The 18,747-nt window shown below is 36.9% G+C and carries 25 protein-coding genes; 3 read left to right on the forward strand and 22 right to left on the reverse strand.

All coding sequences use genetic code 11. From position 1 onward, the window contains the following. Position 1: 1 nt before the first annotated feature. The 9 genes from dxs to accB form a co-directional block, all read right to left on the reverse strand. On the reverse strand, positions 2-1,894 hold the full coding sequence (gene dxs / locus LCF45_RS20640; protein ID WP_002129043.1) for a 1-deoxy-D-xylulose-5-phosphate synthase: 1,893 nt from the start codon (positions 1,892-1,894) through the stop codon (positions 2-4). A 308-nt stretch (positions 1,895-2,202) separates the two neighbouring features. After that, complete coding sequence (gene ispA, locus LCF45_RS20645; protein WP_002129045.1) at positions 2,203-3,096, reverse strand: (2E,6E)-farnesyl diphosphate synthase; 894 nt, start codon at positions 3,094-3,096, stop codon at positions 2,203-2,205. Continuing rightward, positions 3,096-3,326 (reverse strand): exodeoxyribonuclease VII small subunit, encoded by a 231-nt coding sequence (gene xseB, locus LCF45_RS20650; RefSeq protein ID WP_000428422.1) that lies wholly within the window; start codon positions 3,324-3,326, stop codon positions 3,096-3,098. Before xseB ends, ispA begins: the two co-directional genes overlap by 1 nt. Then, positions 3,316-4,674, reverse strand: coding sequence for an exodeoxyribonuclease VII large subunit (gene xseA, locus LCF45_RS20655; protein ID WP_002015068.1), 1,359 nt, complete (start codon positions 4,672-4,674; stop codon positions 3,316-3,318). The genes xseB and xseA overlap by 11 nt, the downstream gene beginning before the upstream one ends. 26 nt (positions 4,675-4,700) lie before the next feature. Continuing rightward, positions 4,701-5,561 carry a bifunctional methylenetetrahydrofolate dehydrogenase/methenyltetrahydrofolate cyclohydrolase FolD gene (gene folD, locus LCF45_RS20660; RefSeq protein ID WP_002067081.1) on the reverse strand — a complete coding sequence of 287 codons (861 nt, stop codon included), beginning with the start codon at positions 5,559-5,561 and terminating at the stop codon, positions 4,701-4,703. Between the two features lie 23 nt (positions 5,562-5,584). Then, positions 5,585-5,977, reverse strand: a complete 393-nt coding sequence (gene nusB, locus LCF45_RS20665) for a N utilization substance protein NusB (protein WP_002067080.1) — start codon at positions 5,975-5,977, stop codon at positions 5,585-5,587. A 348-nt stretch (positions 5,978-6,325) separates the two neighbouring features. Next, a complete protein-coding gene (locus tag LCF45_RS20670; protein ID WP_000807630.1) occupies positions 6,326-6,718 on the reverse strand; it encodes an Asp23/Gls24 family envelope stress response protein in 393 nt (130 codons plus the stop codon). A 22-nt stretch (positions 6,719-6,740) separates the two neighbouring features. Further along, a complete protein-coding gene (gene accC, locus LCF45_RS20675; protein ID WP_002015065.1) occupies positions 6,741-8,093 on the reverse strand; it encodes an acetyl-CoA carboxylase biotin carboxylase subunit in 1,353 nt (450 codons plus the stop codon). A 16-nt stretch (positions 8,094-8,109) separates the two neighbouring features. Then, entirely contained in the window at positions 8,110-8,598 is a 489-nt protein-coding gene (gene accB / locus LCF45_RS20680; protein ID WP_002129047.1) for an acetyl-CoA carboxylase biotin carboxyl carrier protein, read from the reverse strand. A gap of 455 nt (positions 8,599-9,053) precedes the next feature. Between accB and LCF45_RS20685 the strand changes: the two genes are divergently transcribed. Further along, complete coding sequence (locus LCF45_RS20685) at positions 9,054-9,251, forward strand: hypothetical protein (RefSeq protein ID WP_012261697.1); 198 nt, start codon at positions 9,054-9,056, stop codon at positions 9,249-9,251. Between the two features lie 58 nt (positions 9,252-9,309). Here the strand turns inward: LCF45_RS20685 and LCF45_RS20690 are convergent, their stop codons facing one another. From LCF45_RS20690 to LCF45_RS20730, 9 genes are read right to left on the reverse strand one after another with little or no spacing between them, the layout of a single operon-like run. Continuing rightward, positions 9,310-9,966, reverse strand: coding sequence for a SpoIIIAH-like family protein (locus LCF45_RS20690; protein ID WP_002015062.1), 657 nt, complete (start codon positions 9,964-9,966; stop codon positions 9,310-9,312). A gap of 15 nt (positions 9,967-9,981) precedes the next feature. Continuing rightward, a complete protein-coding gene (gene spoIIIAG, locus LCF45_RS20695) occupies positions 9,982-10,644 on the reverse strand; it encodes a stage III sporulation protein AG (RefSeq protein WP_002088572.1) in 663 nt (220 codons plus the stop codon). Then, a complete protein-coding gene (gene spoIIIAF / locus LCF45_RS20700) occupies positions 10,634-11,266 on the reverse strand; it encodes a stage III sporulation protein AF (RefSeq protein WP_002015059.1) in 633 nt (210 codons plus the stop codon). The genes spoIIIAG and spoIIIAF overlap by 11 nt, the downstream gene beginning before the upstream one ends. A gap of 12 nt (positions 11,267-11,278) precedes the next feature. Then, the gene (spoIIIAE, locus tag LCF45_RS20705) at positions 11,279-12,451 is read right to left on the reverse strand and encodes a stage III sporulation protein AE (RefSeq protein WP_002033983.1); all 1,173 of its coding nucleotides are present in this window, start codon (positions 12,449-12,451) and stop codon (positions 11,279-11,281) included. Positions 12,452-12,461: 10 nt separating this feature from the next. Then, positions 12,462-12,845: a stage III sporulation protein AD gene (gene spoIIIAD, locus LCF45_RS20710; RefSeq protein ID WP_078172833.1), complete on the reverse strand. Its 384-nt coding sequence runs from the start codon at positions 12,843-12,845 to the stop codon at positions 12,462-12,464. Between the two features lie 23 nt (positions 12,846-12,868). Beyond that, the gene (gene spoIIIAC, locus LCF45_RS20715; RefSeq protein ID WP_000020914.1) at positions 12,869-13,072 is read right to left on the reverse strand and encodes a stage III sporulation protein AC; all 204 of its coding nucleotides are present in this window, start codon (positions 13,070-13,072) and stop codon (positions 12,869-12,871) included. Positions 13,073-13,086: 14 nt separating this feature from the next. After that, on the reverse strand, positions 13,087-13,602 hold the full coding sequence (spoIIIAB, locus tag LCF45_RS20720; protein ID WP_002088574.1) for a stage III sporulation protein SpoIIIAB: 516 nt from the start codon (positions 13,600-13,602) through the stop codon (positions 13,087-13,089). Beyond that, positions 13,596-14,522, reverse strand: a complete 927-nt coding sequence (gene spoIIIAA / locus LCF45_RS20725; RefSeq protein WP_078203148.1) for a stage III sporulation protein AA — start codon at positions 14,520-14,522, stop codon at positions 13,596-13,598. The genes spoIIIAB and spoIIIAA overlap by 7 nt, the downstream gene beginning before the upstream one ends. Before the next feature lie 27 nt (positions 14,523-14,549). Continuing rightward, the gene (locus LCF45_RS20730) at positions 14,550-14,831 is read right to left on the reverse strand and encodes a YqhV family protein (protein ID WP_000816054.1); all 282 of its coding nucleotides are present in this window, start codon (positions 14,829-14,831) and stop codon (positions 14,550-14,552) included. 178 nt (positions 14,832-15,009) lie between these two features. Between LCF45_RS20730 and LCF45_RS20735 the strand changes: the two genes are divergently transcribed. Continuing rightward, a complete protein-coding gene (locus tag LCF45_RS20735) occupies positions 15,010-15,591 on the forward strand; it encodes a GNAT family N-acetyltransferase (RefSeq protein WP_002129049.1) in 582 nt (193 codons plus the stop codon). Continuing rightward, entirely contained in the window at positions 15,572-15,892 is a 321-nt protein-coding gene (locus LCF45_RS20740) for a hypothetical protein (RefSeq protein ID WP_002129051.1), read from the forward strand. Before LCF45_RS20735 ends, LCF45_RS20740 begins: the two co-directional genes overlap by 20 nt. 35 nt (positions 15,893-15,927) lie before the next feature. Here the strand turns inward: LCF45_RS20740 and efp are convergent, their stop codons facing one another. The 4 genes from efp to LCF45_RS20760 are packed head-to-tail and all read right to left on the reverse strand — an operon-like array spanning position 15,928 to position 18,554. Beyond that, the gene (gene efp, locus LCF45_RS20745) at positions 15,928-16,485 is read right to left on the reverse strand and encodes an elongation factor P (protein ID WP_002129052.1); all 558 of its coding nucleotides are present in this window, start codon (positions 16,483-16,485) and stop codon (positions 15,928-15,930) included. Between the two features lie 21 nt (positions 16,486-16,506). Beyond that, the gene (pepQ, locus tag LCF45_RS20750; protein WP_002015050.1) at positions 16,507-17,568 is read right to left on the reverse strand and encodes a Xaa-Pro dipeptidase; all 1,062 of its coding nucleotides are present in this window, start codon (positions 17,566-17,568) and stop codon (positions 16,507-16,509) included. Positions 17,569-17,572: 4 nt separating this feature from the next. Beyond that, positions 17,573-18,013, reverse strand: coding sequence for a type II 3-dehydroquinate dehydratase (gene aroQ / locus LCF45_RS20755; protein WP_002015049.1), 441 nt, complete (start codon positions 18,011-18,013; stop codon positions 17,573-17,575). 55 nt (positions 18,014-18,068) lie between these two features. Beyond that, a complete protein-coding gene (locus LCF45_RS20760) occupies positions 18,069-18,554 on the reverse strand; it encodes a YqhR family membrane protein (RefSeq protein WP_002015048.1) in 486 nt (161 codons plus the stop codon). Between the last annotated feature and the right edge of the window lie 193 nt (positions 18,555-18,747).

Raw genomic sequence — 18,747 nt, forward strand, 5'->3', positions numbered from 1 at the left:
GTTACGCCCTTTTTTGTTTTGATGGAATCATTGTATGAATACGGTCTACAACAGCATCTGTTGTTAAACCAATTTCTTCTAACAGTTTTGTTACACTACCATGCTCTATGAAGCGATCAGGAATACCCATTCGTTCAATTAAAGCACTATGGTATCCGTTCTCAGAAGCAAATTCAACTACTCCCGTTCCAAAGCCACCGATTAAACAAGCCTCTTCAATCGTTAAAATCGGTATATTTTTCCCTAAAAGCTCATGTAAATATGCTTCGTCCATCGGCTTAATAAAGCGAGCATTCACTACTTTCACTGATATTCCAGCTTGTTCAAGACGCTCAGCTGCTTCCATTGCCATCGGGATTGTCGTACCAAACGTTAAAATTGCTGCTTGTGTGCCTTCTTTTAACGTTTCCCATGTACCGATTGGAATCGCCTTTAATTCTTCATCCATTTGAACGCCAAGTCCATTTCCGCGTGCATAACGTAAAGCAATCGGCCCATCTTCGTATTGCATCGCTGTATATACTAAATGTTGACCTTCATTTTCATCTTTCGGCATCATAAGCACCATATTCGGCAAGTGACGTAAAAACGCGATGTCAAATACACCTTGATGCGTTTCACCGTCTGCTCCTACTAATCCAGAGCGATCTATTCCAATAAAAACGTTTAAATTCTGGCGACAAATATCATGAACAACTTGGTCATATGCTCTTTGTAAAAATGTTGAATAAATTGCTAAGAACGGCTTCATCCCTTGTGTTGCCATACCAGCTGCCATTGTTGTAGCATGCTGCTCTGCAATACCTACATCAATCATGCGATCCGGAAATTCTTTTTGGAATTTCTCAAGTTTCGATCCAACAGGCATTGCAGGCGTAATTGCAACGATACGTTCATCCGTTCTCGCTAGCTTAAGCACTGTTTCACTAACAACAGCACTCCATGCTGGTGCAACTTCTTTCGGTTTAACGAAGTCACCTGACTCAATTTTATACGATCCTGTTCCATGCCAAGTTCCAATAACGTCACTTTCAGCTGGTTTATAACCTTTTCCTTTTTTCGTAATAACATGAACAAGTACTGGGCCTTTTGTTTTCTTTGCATATTGCAACGTTTCGAATAACTTTTCATAATCATGCCCATCGACCGGACCTAAATATGTAAAGCCTAATTCTTCAAAAAAGACGCCTGATACTAGTAAATATTTTAGACTATCTTTTATTTTCTCTGCTGTCGCAGCAACTTTCCCGCCGACTGCTGGGATTTTCTTCAATATATACTCTAGTTCATCTTTTACCCAATGGTACTTCCCTGCGGTACGTAAACGACCAAGTACATTATGAAGTGCACCGACGTTTGGTGCAATTGACATTTCATTGTCATTCAAAATAACAATCATGTCCGTTTTTTCATGCCCAATGTGGTTCAATGCCTCTAAAGCCATTCCGCCTGTTAATGCACCATCGCCAATGATTGGTATAACGTATTCTTCCGTTTTCTTTAAATCACGTGCTAGAGCCATTCCCATTGCAGCAGATAACGACGTTGAACTATGACCAGTTTCCCAAACATCATGCTCACTCTCACAGCGTTTTGGAAAACCACATAGACCTTGGTATTGCCTTAATGTGCCGAATTCTTTCGCACGCCCTGTTAAAATTTTATGTACATAGGATTGATGTCCTACGTCCCATAAAAACTTATCTTTCGGACTATCAAATAATTTATGCAGAGCAATTGTGAGTTCTACTACACCTAAATTAGGTGCAATATGTCCACCTGTTTGAGAGAGCTCTTCAATTAAAAACTTACGAATATCCTCACTCAACCCCTCTAGTTCACTGATAGACATATCTTTCAAAAAACTAGGGTTTTGAATTTGCGTTAGATCCACATGGATCACTCACTTTCATTTCATAATCTGTCAACATGTCAAATATTATAAGAAACATTTACACAACACAAGAAATTATCTTTTCTATTCTTTTTATCTTGTCCTGCTTTCAGAAAACACTTCCATTTTTTCACTTATCATATTATACATCATATTTCTTTACGTGATGAAAAAAATAGCCGCTAACACGAAGTGATAACGGCAATGTAATCTACATATATTTTTGCCAATAACAAGAAAAGAAAAACCTTTTCCTACATTTATATCATAAAATGATGAATGACTCAACAAATGGAAACGCTGTTATATTAGTTATTACGTTTTGCGATTAAATCACAAATAGATAGTAAATATTCATCTTGTAATTGTAAGGAGCTAATAGAAGCTTTTGCTTTTGCAATTTTCTCCTCTAAAATAGATTTTGCTCTATCTACAGTAAATAACGTCGTATATGTGCTCTTCTCGTTGGAAGCATCACTACCAATCGGTTTTCCAATCTCTTCTTCTGTTCCTTCTACATCCAAAATATCATCTCTAATTTGGAAAGCTAGACCGATATATTTCGCAAATGCAAGTAACTTCTCTTCTTGCTCTTCTGTAGCATCAGAAAGTATCGCGCCTGCAAGTACAGCAAACTCAAGCAGTTTACCTGTCTTATGATTATGAATGTACTCTAATTCATTAATTGTAAGTCGTTTTCCTTCAGCTTCCATATCTGCCACTTGTCCAGCAACCATTCCTTCAGGTCCTGCTGCTTTCGCAAGCTCAAGTACAAGTCTTACTTTTTTTTCAGCAGAGATTTCTTTTTGCTCATATGCCATAATAACTTGAAAAGCATATGTCAACAAACCATCTCCCGCTAAAACTGCCATTGCTTCACCAAATACTTTATGATTTGTAGGCTTTCCTCGTCTTAGATCATCATCATCCATACAAGGTAAATCATCATGAATTAACGAATATGTATGAATCATTTCAAGGGCACAAGCTGCACCCACTCCAAGATTTCTTTCTTTCCCAAACGCTTGTAACGTTGCAAATAAAAGTAACGGGCGGAGACGTTTCCCACCCGCTTCCAAAGAATATGCCATCGCTTCACGAAGCACATTTGGACATTGTAATTCATTTGCATAGCTTACAAGCTTTTCTTCTACGAAAGTTTTACTCTCTTTCAAAAAAGCATCAAAAGCTATATGTGTCACTATGCTTCATCTCCTAAAGCAGTAAACGGTTTAAGCTCTCCATCTTCCCCAAGGATAACTGCCATTTGTTCTTGTACATCTTTCAATTTCTCATCACAAAGCTTAGATAATTCCATGCCTTCCTTAAAATAAGAAATTGCTTCCTCTAAAGGTACATCACCTTGTTCAAGCTTAGAAACGAGATGCTCAAGCTGCGAAATTGCTTCTTCAAAGCTTAACTTATTTTCCATTATTCAATTCACGCTCCTCTATGCTTGATACACTACAATCTAGTATTCCATCTTGTAATTGAACCGAAACAGCATCTCCAAGGCTAACATCTTTCACGCTTTTTAATACTTGTTTCTCTTCATCGTATACAAGCCCATACCCTCTCATCATTACTTTAAGCGGGCTTAATACCTCAAGCTTTTGAGCCGCTCTCACAAATACGAACTCCTTCGTTTGAAGTAATGTTTGCATTTCACGTTGCAACTGCTTTTGCAACGTTTCAATTGCCGTTTTCGTTTGTATAATTTTTTGAGATGGGTGGTGCTTTTCTAAATAAAATGAAAGTTGCTTTAATTGATTTACTTTTTTATCTATATAACGCTCTTTCGCTAAAACAAGTTGTTCAAGAGCCCTGTCTAACTGCTCTTCTTTTTGCTCGTACACTTGCCTTGGATAACGGAACGCATAAGATTTTTGTAACACTTGCAGTTTTTCTTCTTTTTTATGTACTCTCTCTCTCATTGCTCTTTGCAATCTCAGAGTTCTTTGTAATACCTTTTCTTGTAACTCTATAGTATTAGGTACCGCCAACTCAGCTGCTGCAGTCGGTGTTGGTGCACGTAAATCCGCGACAAAATCTGCGATTGTAAAATCTGTTTCATGGCCTACAGCCGAAATAATCGGAATCTCACTTGTGAAAATTTCTCTTGCAACTACTTCCTCATTAAAGGCCCATAATTCTTCAATAGAGCCTCCACCACGCCCAACAATTAAAACATCAATATCTCCCATTTCATTCGCTGTACGAATTGCTTGTACAATCGAGGGAGCTGCTGACTCCCCTTGTACAAGTACAGGAAACACAATAACATTTCCAATTGGATAACGACGTTTAATTGTTGTTATAATATCGCGAATTGCTGCTCCTGTTGGCGACGTGATTACACCTATTGTTTTAGCATACGGAGGAATTATTTTTTTATAAACTTGAGAAAACAAGCCCTCTTCCTCTAAACGAACTTTTAATTGCTCATAAGCTAAATGCAAGTTTCCAATTCCGTCAGGCTGCATGTCTTGAATATAAATTTGATAAGAACCACTCGCCTCATAAACAGAAATCTTTCCTTTTACAAGTACTTTCATTCCATTTTCCGGTCTGAATTTAATGTTACGATTATGACCCGCAAACATAACCGCTGCAATTCTTGCATTTTCATCTTTCAATGTAAAATACATATGACCACGACTATGATATTTAAAGTTGGAAATTTCTCCTTTTAACCAAACAGACTGTAAATGCGGATCATACTCTATTTTTGTTTTAATATAGCGTGTTAATGCTGTAACGGTTAAATATTGTTTCTCCATTTCTCTCTCCTCATAGCCGATTCAAATTATTGACAAACAACACCTGCACGCTTTGCAGACTCCACAGTGTTGTGAAGAAGCATTGTAATAGTCATTGGGCCGACTCCTTTTGGCACAGGCGTAATGTAACCTGCAACGTCTAATACATTGTCAAAATCAACATCACCACAAAGTTTGCCTGTTTCTAAACGGTTAACACCAACATCAATTACAACCGCACCCTCTTTAATATAGTCAGCTGTTACCATTTTCGGTCGTCCAACGGCTACGATTAAAATATCAGCTAACTTCGATAATTCTTTTATATTTTGCGTCTTAGAATGACAATATGTGACAGTTGCATTTTCATTTAAAAACAGTTGCCCCACTGGTTTACCAACAATATTACTTCTTCCAATTACAACAACATGCTTTCCAGAAATATCAAGATTCGTTTCTTTTACTAATTCTAAAATGCCATGCGGTGTACATGGAAGGAATGTGTCTTGTCCCGTCATCATACGTCCTACGCTGATTGGGTGAAATCCATCTACATCCTTTTCCGGTGAAATTCTTTCAATGATAGCTTTTTCTTCAATATGTTTTGGTAAAGGTAATTGTACCAATATGCCATTAATGCGGTCGTCTCCATTTAAGCGATCGATTTCAGCAAGCAAACGCTCCTCAGTAATCGTTTCAGGAAGTTCTATTAGCTCTGAATAGATTCCTACTTGCTCACAGCCTTTTTCTTTTCCTTTTACATAAGAACGAGATGCTGGATCTTCTCCAACTAAAATAACTGCTAATCCTGGTACAATCCCTTGCTCTTTTAACTTCACAACTTTTTCTTTTAATTGTGCTCGTTTTTTCTCCGCAACTTCATTTCCTTTGATGATTACTGCTACCATTTTAAGTTTCCCCCTTAAAGAAATTACAGTGTATCTTTTATATTAGATAAAACGCCGTTAATAAAACGACGAGATTCCTCATCCCCAAATGTTTTTGCGATTTCAATTGCTTCGTTAATTGTTACATTGTGCGGAATTTCTTCCATGTATTTCATCTCACACACAGCTACACGTAAAATACTGCGATCAACAATACTAATACGCTCAAGCTTCCACTTTTTTAAATTTTGACGAATTGCTGCGTCAATCTCTTCTTTGTTGTCTACAAATCCTACAACAAGTGATTCTAGAAACTCATTTGTTTCTTCGCCTTCATCTAGCGTATTTTCCACCGCTACTTTCGGTTCTAATTCACCTGTAATATCCATTTGGTATAATGCTTGCATTGCTCTTTCTCTAGCCGTCCTACGTTTCATTGTAACTCTCCTTTATACTTCAAGTCTTTCCTTATGTTTTGTTATATTATTATAATTTATAAGCCGTCAATTCACTTACTCTTGCAGTTTTCATTGATTTTCCAACCTTATAATACAATGATAATAACACAATTTATCGTTTCACACACGGGGTACAAGGCTGAAAAATAATAAAAAGATTAACTTCAAGTTCCATATCTTATCACAATGTACGTTTTTTGGAAAAATGAAACATACCGTTTTATTTTTCTTTTTTTTTGAAATAGTATAATAATTAGAGGGTTTTAATTTGTGAAGAAATGAAACGATAAAAAAGATGCCTATTTTACTAGGCACCTTTTTCCACTCTTACACTGGTTCGATTTCTGTTTTTTGTGTTTCGAATGTTACGCCAACGATGTGAACGTTCACTTCTTTTGGCTCAAGTCCTGTCATTGTAAAGAGTGCTTGGCGAATATTGTCTTGAATTTTTTGTGCAACAACCGGAATCGCTACACCAAAATACATCACAACATAAAGGTCAACAATAATATCTTCGTTTGCTAATTCAACCTTTACACCTTTACCATGATTTTTCTTACCTAACTTCTCAACAACATCTGTAGCAAAATTACCACGCATTGCCGCTACACCTTCTACTTCAGCAGCTGCAATACCTGCAATTACTTCGATTACTTCTGGTGCAATTTCTACTTTTCCAAGAGTTGTATCTTGACCCATATCTAACATATGTTCAGCCATGAAAAAAACCTCCTTTAATGTATCACTGCGTCACAAGTTCATGCTCTTCCAAAAATTTCGTGTTAAACTCACCTTTTACAAAATCAGGATGCTCTAGCAATTGCAAATGGAACGGGATTGTTGTATGTACGCCTTCAATGACAAACTCACTGAGCGCTCGCTTCATTTTTGCAATTGCCTCTTCACGTGTTTTTCCGTGAACAATTAATTTAGCAACCATCGAATCATAGAAAGGTGGTATTGAATATCCCGGATATACAGCTGAATCGACGCGAATACCAAATCCGCCTGGTGGTAAGTACATTTCTACTTTACCTGGAGATGGCATAAATTTTTTGGCAGGGTTTTCCGCATTAATTCGACATTCCATTGCCCAACCATTAAATTGTACTTCTTCTTGCTGTAACGATAACTTTTCTCCAGAAGCAACAAGAATTTGTTCTTTAATTAAATCCATCCCTGTTACCATTTCAGTAACTGGATGTTCAACTTGGATTCTCGTATTCATCTCCATGAAATAAAAGCTTTTCGTTTTATATTCATAAATAAACTCAACCGTACCAGCACCTGTATAATCAACCGCTACCGCCGCTTTAACTGCTGCCTCACCCATTTGCTTGCGAATATTCTCATCAAGTGCAGGTGATGGACTTTCTTCTAATAGTTTTTGCAGACGGCGCTGAATTGTACAATCACGCTCTCCTAAATGAATGGCATTTCCATGTGTATCTGCCATTATTTGAATCTCAACATGGCGGAAATCTTCAACGTACTTCTCCAAGTATACACCAGGGTTCCCAAAAGCGGTACTGGCTTCTTGCTGTGTAATTTGAATTCCTTTTACAAGCTCTTCTTCATGGCGCGCAACACGAATACCTTTTCCGCCGCCACCTGCAGTCGCTTTAATGATAACTGGATATCCAAGTTGATTAGCAAGCTCGATCGCTTCTTCGGTATTTTTAATAATCCCTTGTGAACCTGGTACAATCGGAACCCCTGCTTCTTTCATTGTATCACGTGCAACGTCTTTTGTGCCCATCTTTGAAATGGCTTCTGGGCTTGGACCGATAAAAATCAAGTTACACTCACGGCATAATTCTGCAAAATCTGCATTCTCTGCTAAAAATCCATATCCCGGATGAATTGCATCACAACCTGTTAATTTCGCAACACTAATAATGTTCGTCAAATTTAAATAGCTTTCTTTTGAAATCGTTGGTCCAACACAATACGCTTCATCTGCAATTTGCACATGAAGTGACTCTTTGTCTGCTTCTGAATAAATTGCAACTGTTTCAATATCCATTTCTTTACAAGCACGAATAATTCGTACAGCAATTTCCCCACGATTGGCTATTAATACTTTTTTTATCATCACAAAGACTCCCTTATTACGCTTTTACAAGAAATAGCGGTTGTCCATACTCAACAAGCTGTCCATTATTAACAAGAATTTCAACAATTTCGCCCTCTACATCTGCGTCAATTTCGTTAAATAATTTCATAGCCTCAACAATACATACGATAGAATCTTTCGATACTCTGTCCCCAACACTTACATATTGAGGTGTATCAGGCGAAGAAGAGGAATAAAATGTCCCTACCATCGGTGATGTGATTTTATGTAGGTTTTCATTTTGAACAGCTGTCTTCTCTTCTTGTTTTGGCGCTTCTACTTGCGCTGCCGCTACTGCTGTTTCTACTTCGACAGATGCTGCTGGCTGTACTACCTGTTTCGTTACCGGTGCTTGCACAGTAACTACTTCATTACCACGTTTTTTCATTTTGATTGTTGTACCGTCTTTTTTGTATTCAAATTCATCAATATTAGAGCTATCAATTAATTTAATTAATTCACGAACTTCTTGAATTTTAAACATGTAAAATCCACTCCCATACTCTTGTTTGTCCCGTTTTTACAGATTGGCATCAAACTGATTTACTGTAAAAATACGATGCATTCTATTAGAAAATTTATTCCTATGACATTTACTATTCCCATCTTACGCTAAATTTTTTAAACATTCCAATTTATATTTCTTTATTATAAATCGAAATTCCTGTAAAAATATTATTCCACTAAAAAATTATTACCTAGTAATAATACCAAGTTTCACACGAAATTGGCAAGACCACTTCCTAAAAAACATTCTTTACTTTTTCAAAACTGCAAAGTGTAAAAACGTAATTCCCTCAGCATTCTTCATTTTATCTACGGTAAAAAAACATATTTTTACCAAATATTATTTTTTTGTTTACGCGCCGTTCATTCTTCCTTCATAAAAGAATAGTATGTTCAAAGTGTAGCAAATTTATTGTAGTGAGGTGCGGACATATGATATGGCTCATCCTGTTCTTGCCTGCCGTAGTGATTTGGACATTGGTCCTCTTCATTCACGTCAAATCTGGAAAAACTAATCACCATCATCACGAACCATTAATCTTTTACTCACAGCGTATTTCCCCGTTTCCAATTGAAAATACTAAATACAACTGCAAAGATGAAATAGAAAAAAGCTATCGAAAACGATAGCTTTTTTCTATTATTCTTTTATCTAATTTGAAGCAGCAACACCTATTATAATTTCAATTTATTTTACTGATGGATCAAATTTCACACCTACATCTTTTGAACCACCTTCACTTCTTACGAGCTGAATAATTTTATTCGCTTCTTTTTGTGAATGCTTTGCCGATTTAACTGTTACTTTAATGTCCGTTCCATCAGCTCTTACAAGAGCATCCTTATATCCGCCTTGAGATTTAATCACTGTCTCAAGTAATTGTTGCTTCGTTTCCATCGTAGTGATTGCATCAAGATTATCTTTCGCTTTACTCTTTTCTTCTGCTGAAGATTTTGATGACTTCATTACATTTTGTAACTTTTCTTTCTCTACACTACGCTGATCTTCCATTTGCATACGTAGCGCTGTAAAATTCTCATCGCTTGATTGAACTGTTACGCTAGCCTCTTTTTTACTTGTTTCTTTTTTGTCATTCTCTTTTTTGTCTGTTTCTTTATTTGTAGTTTCCTTGCTTGTATTTTCTTTTGTTGTCTCTTTATTTGTAGTTTCTTTCGTTGTTTCTTTTGTAACTGCTTTATCAACACCTTGCTTTTCTTGTCCCATCTTTTCACCCGTTGCCGGTGCTGCTGTATTCATTTTATCAGGAGTTGTTACGTAATAAACAGATAGTACAACCACTAAACTTAACATCGTTAATAGCCAAACCGTTTGTTTTTTTAACACTTTATTTCCTCCCTATCAATTTTTCGGTGATACTGAAACGCGATGAGCTGGTACATCTAATAATCGCGTCACAGCTTCTTTTACCATTGCTTTTATTTGTATATTATCCACTCCCTTTGCTACGACCAGAACACCTCGTACTTTCGGTTTCTCTGTTCGCAAAACAATTGGAGTTTCTTTATCACCTTCACGTATAATGACTGTCTTTTCATCAAGAGACTCGTCTTCTACTTCCCTTTTCCCGCCTGCTTTATCAGTTTCACCTGTCGTTTGTGAACGTTTTACTGTATTTTTCTCGAGTATTTTTTCTTCAGATGAATCTAAGTTCACTTTAATAGTTACATCTTTTACTCCGGCTATCTCTTCTAAAGAAGCTTTCAATTCTTGTTCATACGCTTTTTCGTATTTTTCTACATTTGACATATTATCATTGTTTTTTTGACCGAAAGTTGGTACATCTTTATCTTGGCTTTGACTTGTCTTTTCTTTAAACACAGGCACTTCTTCTTTTTTAGGTGATAAGAAATTACTAGAAAACATAAGCGCAATCCCAAGTATGAGTAGGACAAGCAAAAACTTAGGTGTTACCTTTTTCCCCTTCTCATTACTTTCTTTTCCATCCCCATTTAATAAGTTTCGAAAAAATGAGAACCTCGAATTTTTATCTTTATTGTCCATTTACGCTACCTGTCCTCCCTTCCATCTGAACTTGGATTTGTTTATCCTCTAGTTGCCACCTGCTTGAAAAGAAATCTTTCATTTCTACATTCGTTTCTTCTATTTTTTTTGGAGGTTCTTTCATATTAATTTCAATTGGCTTTACTGTTTCGATTGCATCATTTTTACTACGTTCTTTTTCTTTCAACGTCACAACAACAGATTGAATATCTTTCGCTGACTTTACTTCTTCTGCATGTTCCACTGCGACTATTTGTATTTCAGAGACTGTCATACCATACTTTTTCTCAAACTCTTTTCCTACGTCTTTTTTCATTTTGGTAGCCATCTCTTCTAAACTATATGCACGTGTTAGAGCTTGTATTTCTTTTTTCTTCGAATCTATCGAATTTTTTACAGATCCATCTGCTACGTACTTTTCCTCATTGAAATTTGCGATAACTTCATTTACATCTGTTTGTAACAACTTAAATAGAGGCGTTAAAATTAATACGACTAACAATAGACTTACAACGAATTTAACGTACTTTTGCAAATTTGAATTTGGAAGAATAAGATGAAGCATTGTCGCTAAGAGTAAAAAAACGATAATATTTCTAATCCACTCTGTAACAAATTGCATACTCTTCACCTCCTACCGCATCATGAGAGTAATGTTCCCGGCAGCAATAATAATTGTGATACTTAAAAAGAACATAAATGATACGATAGCTAAGCAAGCAAATACGTAAATGATACTTCGTCCAATGATATCTAAACATTGAATAATTGCTCCTCCGCCTACCGGTTGCAATACTGCTGCTGCGAATTTATAAATAAACGCGATACAAAAAATTTGAATCGCTGGGAAAGCGACAATTAAGCATAAAATAACGAGCCCGATAATTCCGACTGTGTTTTTTAATAATCCAGATGCACTAATAACAGTATCCGCCGCCTCAGTAAACATCCTTCCTACTACAGGAATGAAGTTTCCTGTTACAAATTTAGCCGTTTTCACAGCTATACCATCAGCAACGGCTGACGCTGTTCCCTGTACAGATAATACGCCTAAAAAAACCGTCAAAAAGATACCAATAATCCCAACACTAACGTTTTGCAAAAGCTTGGACAATTTCGTAACTTTATATTGATCACTCATCGTGCTTACAATACTTAATATAGTTGCAAGTAATAAAAGTGGTAGAACGATATAGTTCATAAGAAGCCCACTCGTATTCATTAAGAAAATGATAATCGGATGAAAAAACGATACAGAAACAACACCGCCGCCTGTTGCTATGAGTGCGAGTAAAATTGGTAATAACGCTAGTATGAAATCTACCATTGTTTGTATCGTCTCTCTTGCATATGTCATGACGACATAAAAACTATTTAAAGCGAAAATAATAAGTACCATGTATACGACTGCATCAGCGATTTTACTCACGCTACTCTTTGAAAAAGCAGATTGCAACGATTGCAACAATGCACTGAAAATCGTGAGCATAATGAGCGTTCCAAGTAACTTTCCATTTGCAACAAGCTCATGAAATAAATATTTTAGTAGACCTATCATCCACTCTTTTATGGAGAACTCTTTTTCTCCCTTTACAAACTCCATAAAGCTTCCTTTTTGACTCTCTGGTAAATAGCCTCCATACTTTGTAACAAGCCCGTCCCAAAATTGCTTCACATCTTCAATTCCGAGCTTATCCAATTGTTGATCAACGACGTTTGTTTCTATAGGAGAAGCTTGTACAACAATCGGTAAAGAAAAGAAAAGGAAGCAAGCAAATAATAGCTTAGCTCCAAACTTCCTCAACATTCACTCCCCCTTATCCCGTAGGTAAAAAACCGAGAATTGTTTCAATTACAACCGTCAAAATAGGAATTGCCATGACGAGAATTAAGATTTTCCCAGCTAATTCAATTTTCGAAGCGATTGCACCTTGACCAGCATCCTTTGTAATTTGCGCACCAAACTCAGCGATATAAGCAATCCCTATAATTTTCAATAACGTTTCTACATATACGTTGCTAACCTTCGCTTCACTCGCCACTCTCTCAATCATTTGTAAAATAGAATGAATTTGATCGATTAAGAGAAGAAACATCATGCTACCAATGAACACAATAAATAACGATGTAATACTAGACTTATGCTGATTTAAAACAGCAGCTAAAAATGTAGCAACGAGGCCTAATCCGACAATTTGTATAATTTCGATTCGAACCGCCTCCTTTACTGGAAGAGAAAGACACTTTTAATCTTGTCGAATAGAGTATTAATTAAAAATGCAACATGAAACAAAATAACGACAAAACCGACAAGGATAACCCAATTTGCAATATCCTCTCGCTTTAATTCTTTTAGTACAGTATGAATGAAAGCTAAAACAATGCCGATTCCGGCGATTTGAAATATTAATCCAACATCAATGGACATCGCCTTTCTCCCCCCTATAGCAGTAAAATTACGATAAGTAGCCCTGCTAGTACCCCTAAACTCTTTATCATTTTTTCATATTGTAGTTGTAATGCTTTCGCTTCTCCTTCTTCTCTCTCCAAATGTGTAATACATAAGCGAATATGTTTTTGCTGTGATTCACGATCATGTTGTCCAAGTGTTTCACCAAATTGTTGTAAGATTTCATACTCGGTTTGTTTAAACGCCGTTAACGTCCAGTTCTCCTTCAAACTATCAATCCAAGCTTCTCTAACTGTTTGCTCCCCGTCCTCTAGCCGTTTCGAAAAGCTTTGAAATATCCAATTTAACGGCTTCGGCATTTGTTTGACTAAACGCTCTGCAGCCTCAGATAACGGCGTGTGTCCATACATAATTTCAGCTTCTAATGATTGCAATGCTGCCTTCAATAACCTAAGTTGCCGCGGTCTCTCACTGTACCTTTTAGCGTATGAAAATCCGAAAAAAGTGCTAACAGCAACTATTAATACCGCACCAAATATTTTCACCATACGCCTTGAACCTTTCTATGGGATAATACTGGTTTTCCATCTCTATCTTTCACTTGCATAACTGTTCCTGGCCCTCTCGCTTTTGATAATTCCACAAACCTATCAAATACACCAAGTTCCAGCACCGCCTGTAACGATGGACGTTTCACAACGTCATCATAAGAAAATCCATGTGCACTTATAAAAAGCTGAACACCTGCATGTACCGCCTCCATAATCGCTTCACTATCTTCTTTACGTCCAATTTCATCTACGATTAATATGTCTGGGCTCATAGAACGAATCATCATCATCATTCCTTCAGCTTTTGGACAAGCGTCTAATACATCTACTCGCACGCCAAAGTCATATTGCGGGATTCCTTTCACACAACCCGCAATTTCTGATCGTTCATCAACAATCCCCACTTTACATGAAGGAATTTTCGAAGCACTTACACCTTGACTCATACAGCGTGCTACATCTCTTAAAAGTGTTGTTTTCCCCGTTTGCGGTGGGCCAATTACCATCGTGTTTAACCATCGCGATTCATAAAGATATGGCAGAAGCGGCTCAGCAATCCCTATTTTTTGACGGGCAATACGAATATTAAAAGAAGAGACATCCCGAATCATTTTCACTGCACTTTTTTCTGTAATGACTTTTCCAGCTAGGCCAATTCTATGTCCTCCTCGTAGTGTCACATATCCACGTTTCAATTCCTCTTCCATCGTATAAATTGAGAATTGGCTTAATTTATTCAATAAATGGATCGCATCTTCCGCTGTAGCGATATAGTCATAGAAAAACACTTCTCCATGTGCGATACACTCTAGTGGCCTTCCAATTCGAACGCGAATTTCCTCTAGAGTATCGTATTGTTTACAGCCTTCAACTAACTGTTTTATCGTTTTCGGTAAAACTTCTAATACTTCTTTCATAAGCTTCTCCCCACTATACTCGACTTACTATTTCAACAACGCGATAAAAATGCAGCCAATTCCAAGTGCTAGAAAAAAGAGTTTCAAGAAAGAAATCTCACTTGCTACACTCGCTATGCCAATTGTCATTGTTAAAATTAATACGGTCGGTCCAACAAACGCCAACATACCATTTATAAACAATGCTTTCTTCGCATCATTCACGTAAAGCATAAGCAGAGCGGCGAATATTTCCGCGCTTCCTGAAAACAACCGAAGTAACCCCATAACAAGCACGGATGTTTCCATTGCCGCTAGCCACTGTTTCATTCTCCCACCTTCTCCCATAACAGTTACTACTTCCTTATTCTGAAAAAGAATATATTTGTACAACCATATGCAGAGGTTGTCTATTTCAGAAGTAAAAACATAATTTTTCTCTATCGACTTTATAGAAAACTGAATATTCTCATTAATATATGGTATATTTAATAGAAAAGGAGCATAGATGATGAAGCAAGTTACTTTACTACCACTCGATTTACGATATGCAAATGTGCTTTTTGAGCTATCAAGCAATCCACATGTAAAAAATGCATTAGGGATAAAAGTAGAATCAGTGGAAGATACAAAGGCGTTCATTCTTTTTGCAATTGGAGAGGAACGAAAAAAACACTCCTTATCAAGAGTGATTGTAAGTGAGGAAAATGAAATAATTGGCCTCACGACACTTAAACATATTAATTACGAACAAAAGCACTCACATATTGGAAGTTGGCTCGGCTATCAATATTGGGGAAGAGGATATAACGAATCTGCGAAAAAAGAGATCTTTAAAATCGCTTTTTTAGACTTGCAACTTACATACGTATTTGCCGGTGCTAAAACGAATAACATTCGCTCTTTAAAAGCACAAGAGAAACTATCTTACATTTCATTACATGTGGAAAAACAATTTCCAGACGTACACGCTGCTTTGGAGAAAGAAGTAAAATCACCTTGCGTACTGCATGTTGTATCATGCGAAAAATTTTCAAATTGGTTGGAAGTACAAAATGAGGGGGGAAAATATGAAAGGATTGAAAATTAGTTTAACAATTGTAGTAGAATTAGCTATTATTTATCTTTTTTCAAAAATGGTCGGCTGGTCATTTATGGAGAGCTTTTTCCTTGGCAGTCTAGCAATATTTGCAATTACGTGGTTAATTATTATGAGTACCTTTAGAAATAACAATATGGATCATGCAACGAATAAAACTTTTACCGGTATTGAAACTGGTGAAATACGCCCGTTTCAAATTGTTTTGACTCCATATATTATGGGTACCCTTTCACTCGTCACAGTTAGTTTTGCTATAACTGCAATTTACTATCTGCCCTATTTCCTATAAAAAAAGCACTCGTGATAATCACGAGTGCTTTTCTACTATGCACGAGAAACGTATTTACCTTCACCAGTGTTGATGATAAGCATTTCGCCTTCGTTAATGAAGATTGGTACTTGTACAACAAGACCAGTTTCTAATTTAGCTGGTTTTGTTACGTTAGAAGCTGTGTCACCTTTAATACCAGGCTCTGTTTCTGCAACTTTTAATTCAACTGTGTTCGGAAGTTCAACACCAAGTATTTCATCTTGGTATGTCATAATAGATACTCCCATGTTTTCTTTTAAGAATTTTAATTCGCGCTCGATTTGGTTTTCACCAAGTTCGATTTGCTCATAAGTTTCGTTATCCATAAATACGTGAGACTCACCGCTCGCGTATAAGTATTGCATACGACGGTTTTCGATGTGTGCTTTTTCTACTTTTTCACCTGCACGGAATGTTTTCTCTTGAACAGATCCTGTGCGAAGGTTACGTAGTTTAGAGCGAACGAATGCAGCACCTTTACCTGGCTTTACGTGTTGGAAATCCATTACTTGCCAAAGGGCATTGTCCACTGAAATTGTTAAACCTGTACGAAAATCGTTTACTGAAATCATGTAAAAAAATCCTCCTGTGTATTACAAAATAATAAGTTCTTTTGGTGATTTCGTTATTACTTCATTACCTTCACTTGTTACAATGATATCATCTTCAATACGTACCCCGCCAACACCTGGAATATAAATACCTGGTTCTACTGTTACAGCCATACCTGGTTCAAGTACTGTATCAGAACGGAACGCTAAACCTGGTGCTTCATGGATTTCAAGACCGATTCCATGACCAGTAGAGTGTCCGAAGTATTCACCATATCCTTTTTCCGTTATGTAATCACGCGTTAATGCATCAGCCTCACGACCCGTTAAACCAGCTTTAATACCGTTCACACCACGTAGTTGTGCTTCTAAAACAATATTATAAATTTCTTTTAATTTATCAGATGGTTCACCGACTGCAATCGTACGAGTAATATCAGAGCAATATCCTTTGTAATAAGCGCCGAAGTCTAATGTAACGAAATCTCCTTTTTCTATCACTTTTTCAGATGCCACGCCGTGCGGTAATGCCGAACGAAGACCTGAAGCAACGATAATATCAAACGAAGAAGATGTTGCTCCTTGTTTTCTCATGAAAAATTCAAGTTCATTTGACACTTCAATTTCAGATACTCCCGGGCGAATGAATGATAGAATATGCTCAAAGGCAGCATCTGCAATCTGTGCAGCTTCCTTTAATATCTTAATCTCTGAATCAGTCTTTATCAAGCGTAACTTTTCTACAAGCCCAGAAGTTGGGATGAATTCAGCTTCGATCGCTTCATTATGCGTTACGTAAGAGCTATATGTAAGAGTATCTTGCTCAAATCCTAGCTTTTGAATTCCAAGTTCTTTAACTTGTTTCGCAACTTCATCAAGAATTAATCCTGCATGCTGCACTATTTCGTATCCAACCGCTTGCTTACTAGCTTGCTCTACATAACGGAAATCTGTAATAAATAGAGCACGCTCTTTTGAAATTAGTACAACACCAGCTGTTCCTGTGAAATTCGCCATATATCTACGGCTATGTTCATTCGTTAATACGATACCGTCAATACCAGCCTCATCAAACGCACTTCTTAATCTCTCGATCTTTTCCATTACTTTATGCCTCCCTCAATTTCTCCATTAATGCAAATAACGCTAACTTATAGCCATAAAAACCAAATCCAACAATTTGTCCCGCACAAACAGCCGCCGTCACAGATTCGTGACGGAACGATTCACGCTGGTGAATGTTAGAAATATGTACTTCAATAACAGGAATCGAAATGCTCGCAATTGCATCTCGAATCGCATAGCTATAATGCGTAAATGCTCCAGGATTTAAAATGATCCCTTCATATATATCTTCAGCCTCATGAAGACGATCGATAATAGCACCTTCATGATTCGATTGGAAACATTCTAACTCCACTCCCATTTTCTCTGCTTCGTGTTTCATATCTGTTTCAAGCGTCGCTAACGTTCCTTTTCCGTATACATTTACTTCCCTAACGCCAAGGCGATTTAGGTTAGGACCATTTACGAGGAGTAACTTTTTCATTTTCTTAAAACTCCTTAATATTAAAAAATGTCTATACGACATTTTAACATAGGAATCACTTATTTGAATAGTTTGTCTTCTCGACCCCTTCTCCTCTATTTGTATTATTCGATTCGAATGCTACAGAATACGAAATAAAAACACCATATAATATAAAGATACATATTGTCGTTACAATTGTTTCTTTCGGTAAATGGAGTGCACTTTTAATAACAGGTGCCATTAGCCCCATCCCCAAAAATAATAATGCCCACCAAAACAAACCGTATAGTACGCCAGGGAATACTCCTTCAAACTTTTTAAAAAGGGCTTTATAGAGAAATGCCACTAAAATTGAAAGAAGTCCCATACAAACGATACCTAGTACATTTCCCCAAACCCCTTCTTTCCAATCTCCAAATGCAAACGGTAAAAGTAAATAGTTAGGTCCAGCTTCTGTAAATGAGAATATATGAAGGAAATACCATATACCTCCCCAAAATAAGCCACCAAATAAACCAATTTGTACAAAGTTTCTTATTGTTGATTGTTCTTGATTCACATTGACACCTCCGCTCACTAGTATGCCCGAAACTATTTTGAGGCATGTTTAAATCCTGCAAAATTTGTCTATAAAAAGAATAAGAAATGTCCGACTCTCGTAACATTTTCCCTTGTCATCTGCCTGTATTTGTCGATAAAATAAAGGAAACTCGGTGATTGTCTTATTTCAAGATGACAAAACCAAGTATGAC

Source organism: Bacillus sp. 41-22, from assembly GCF_025809295.1.
GTDB lineage: Bacteria > Bacillota > Bacilli > Bacillales > Bacillaceae_G > Bacillus_A > Bacillus_A mycoides.

Coding starts and splice junctions, on each gene's coding strand:
- xseB (WP_000428422.1), bottom strand. CDS start 3,326: ATGGAAAATAAGTTAAGCTTTGAAGAAGCAATTTCGCAGCTTGAGCAT.
- xseA (WP_002015068.1), bottom strand. CDS start 4,674: ATGGAGAAACAATATTTAACCGTTACAGCATTAACACGCTATATTAAA.
- folD (WP_002067081.1), bottom strand. CDS start 5,561: ATGGTAGCAGTAATCATCAAAGGAAATGAAGTTGCGGAGAAAAAACGA.
- nusB (WP_002067080.1), bottom strand. CDS start 5,977: ATGAAACGTAGGACGGCTAGAGAAAGAGCAATGCAAGCATTATACCAA.
- LCF45_RS20670 (WP_000807630.1), bottom strand. CDS start 6,718: ATGGCTGAACATATGTTAGATATGGGTCAAGATACAACTCTTGGAAAA.
- accC (WP_002015065.1), bottom strand. CDS start 8,093: ATGATAAAAAAAGTATTAATAGCCAATCGTGGGGAAATTGCTGTACGA.
- accB (WP_002129047.1), bottom strand. CDS start 8,598: ATGTTTAAAATTCAAGAAGTTCGTGAATTAATTAAATTAATTGATAGC.
- LCF45_RS20685 (WP_012261697.1), top strand. CDS start 9,054: ATGATATGGCTCATCCTGTTCTTGCCTGCCGTAGTGATTTGGACATTG.
- spoIIIAG (WP_002088572.1), bottom strand. CDS start 10,644: ATGGACAATAAAGATAAAAATTCGAGGTTCTCATTTTTTCGAAACTTA.
- spoIIIAF (WP_002015059.1), bottom strand. CDS start 11,266: ATGCAATTTGTTACAGAGTGGATTAGAAATATTATCGTTTTTTTACTC.
- spoIIIAE (WP_002033983.1), bottom strand. CDS start 12,451: ATGTTGAGGAAGTTTGGAGCTAAGCTATTATTTGCTTGCTTCCTTTTC.
- spoIIIAC (WP_000020914.1), bottom strand. CDS start 13,072: ATGTCCATTGATGTTGGATTAATATTTCAAATCGCCGGAATCGGCATT.
- spoIIIAB (WP_002088574.1), bottom strand. CDS start 13,602: ATGGTGAAAATATTTGGTGCGGTATTAATAGTTGCTGTTAGCACTTTT.
- spoIIIAA (WP_078203148.1), bottom strand. CDS start 14,522: ATGAAAGAAGTATTAGAAGTTTTACCGAAAACGATAAAACAGTTAGTT.
- LCF45_RS20730 (WP_000816054.1), bottom strand. CDS start 14,831: ATGAAACAGTGGCTAGCGGCAATGGAAACATCCGTGCTTGTTATGGGG.
- LCF45_RS20735 (WP_002129049.1), top strand. CDS start 15,010: ATGATGAAGCAAGTTACTTTACTACCACTCGATTTACGATATGCAAAT.
- LCF45_RS20740 (WP_002129051.1), top strand. CDS start 15,572: ATGAAAGGATTGAAAATTAGTTTAACAATTGTAGTAGAATTAGCTATT.
- efp (WP_002129052.1), bottom strand. CDS start 16,485: ATGATTTCAGTAAACGATTTTCGTACAGGTTTAACAATTTCAGTGGAC.
- pepQ (WP_002015050.1), bottom strand. CDS start 17,568: ATGGAAAAGATCGAGAGATTAAGAAGTGCGTTTGATGAGGCTGGTATT.
- aroQ (WP_002015049.1), bottom strand. CDS start 18,013: ATGAAAAAGTTACTCCTCGTAAATGGTCCTAACCTAAATCGCCTTGGC.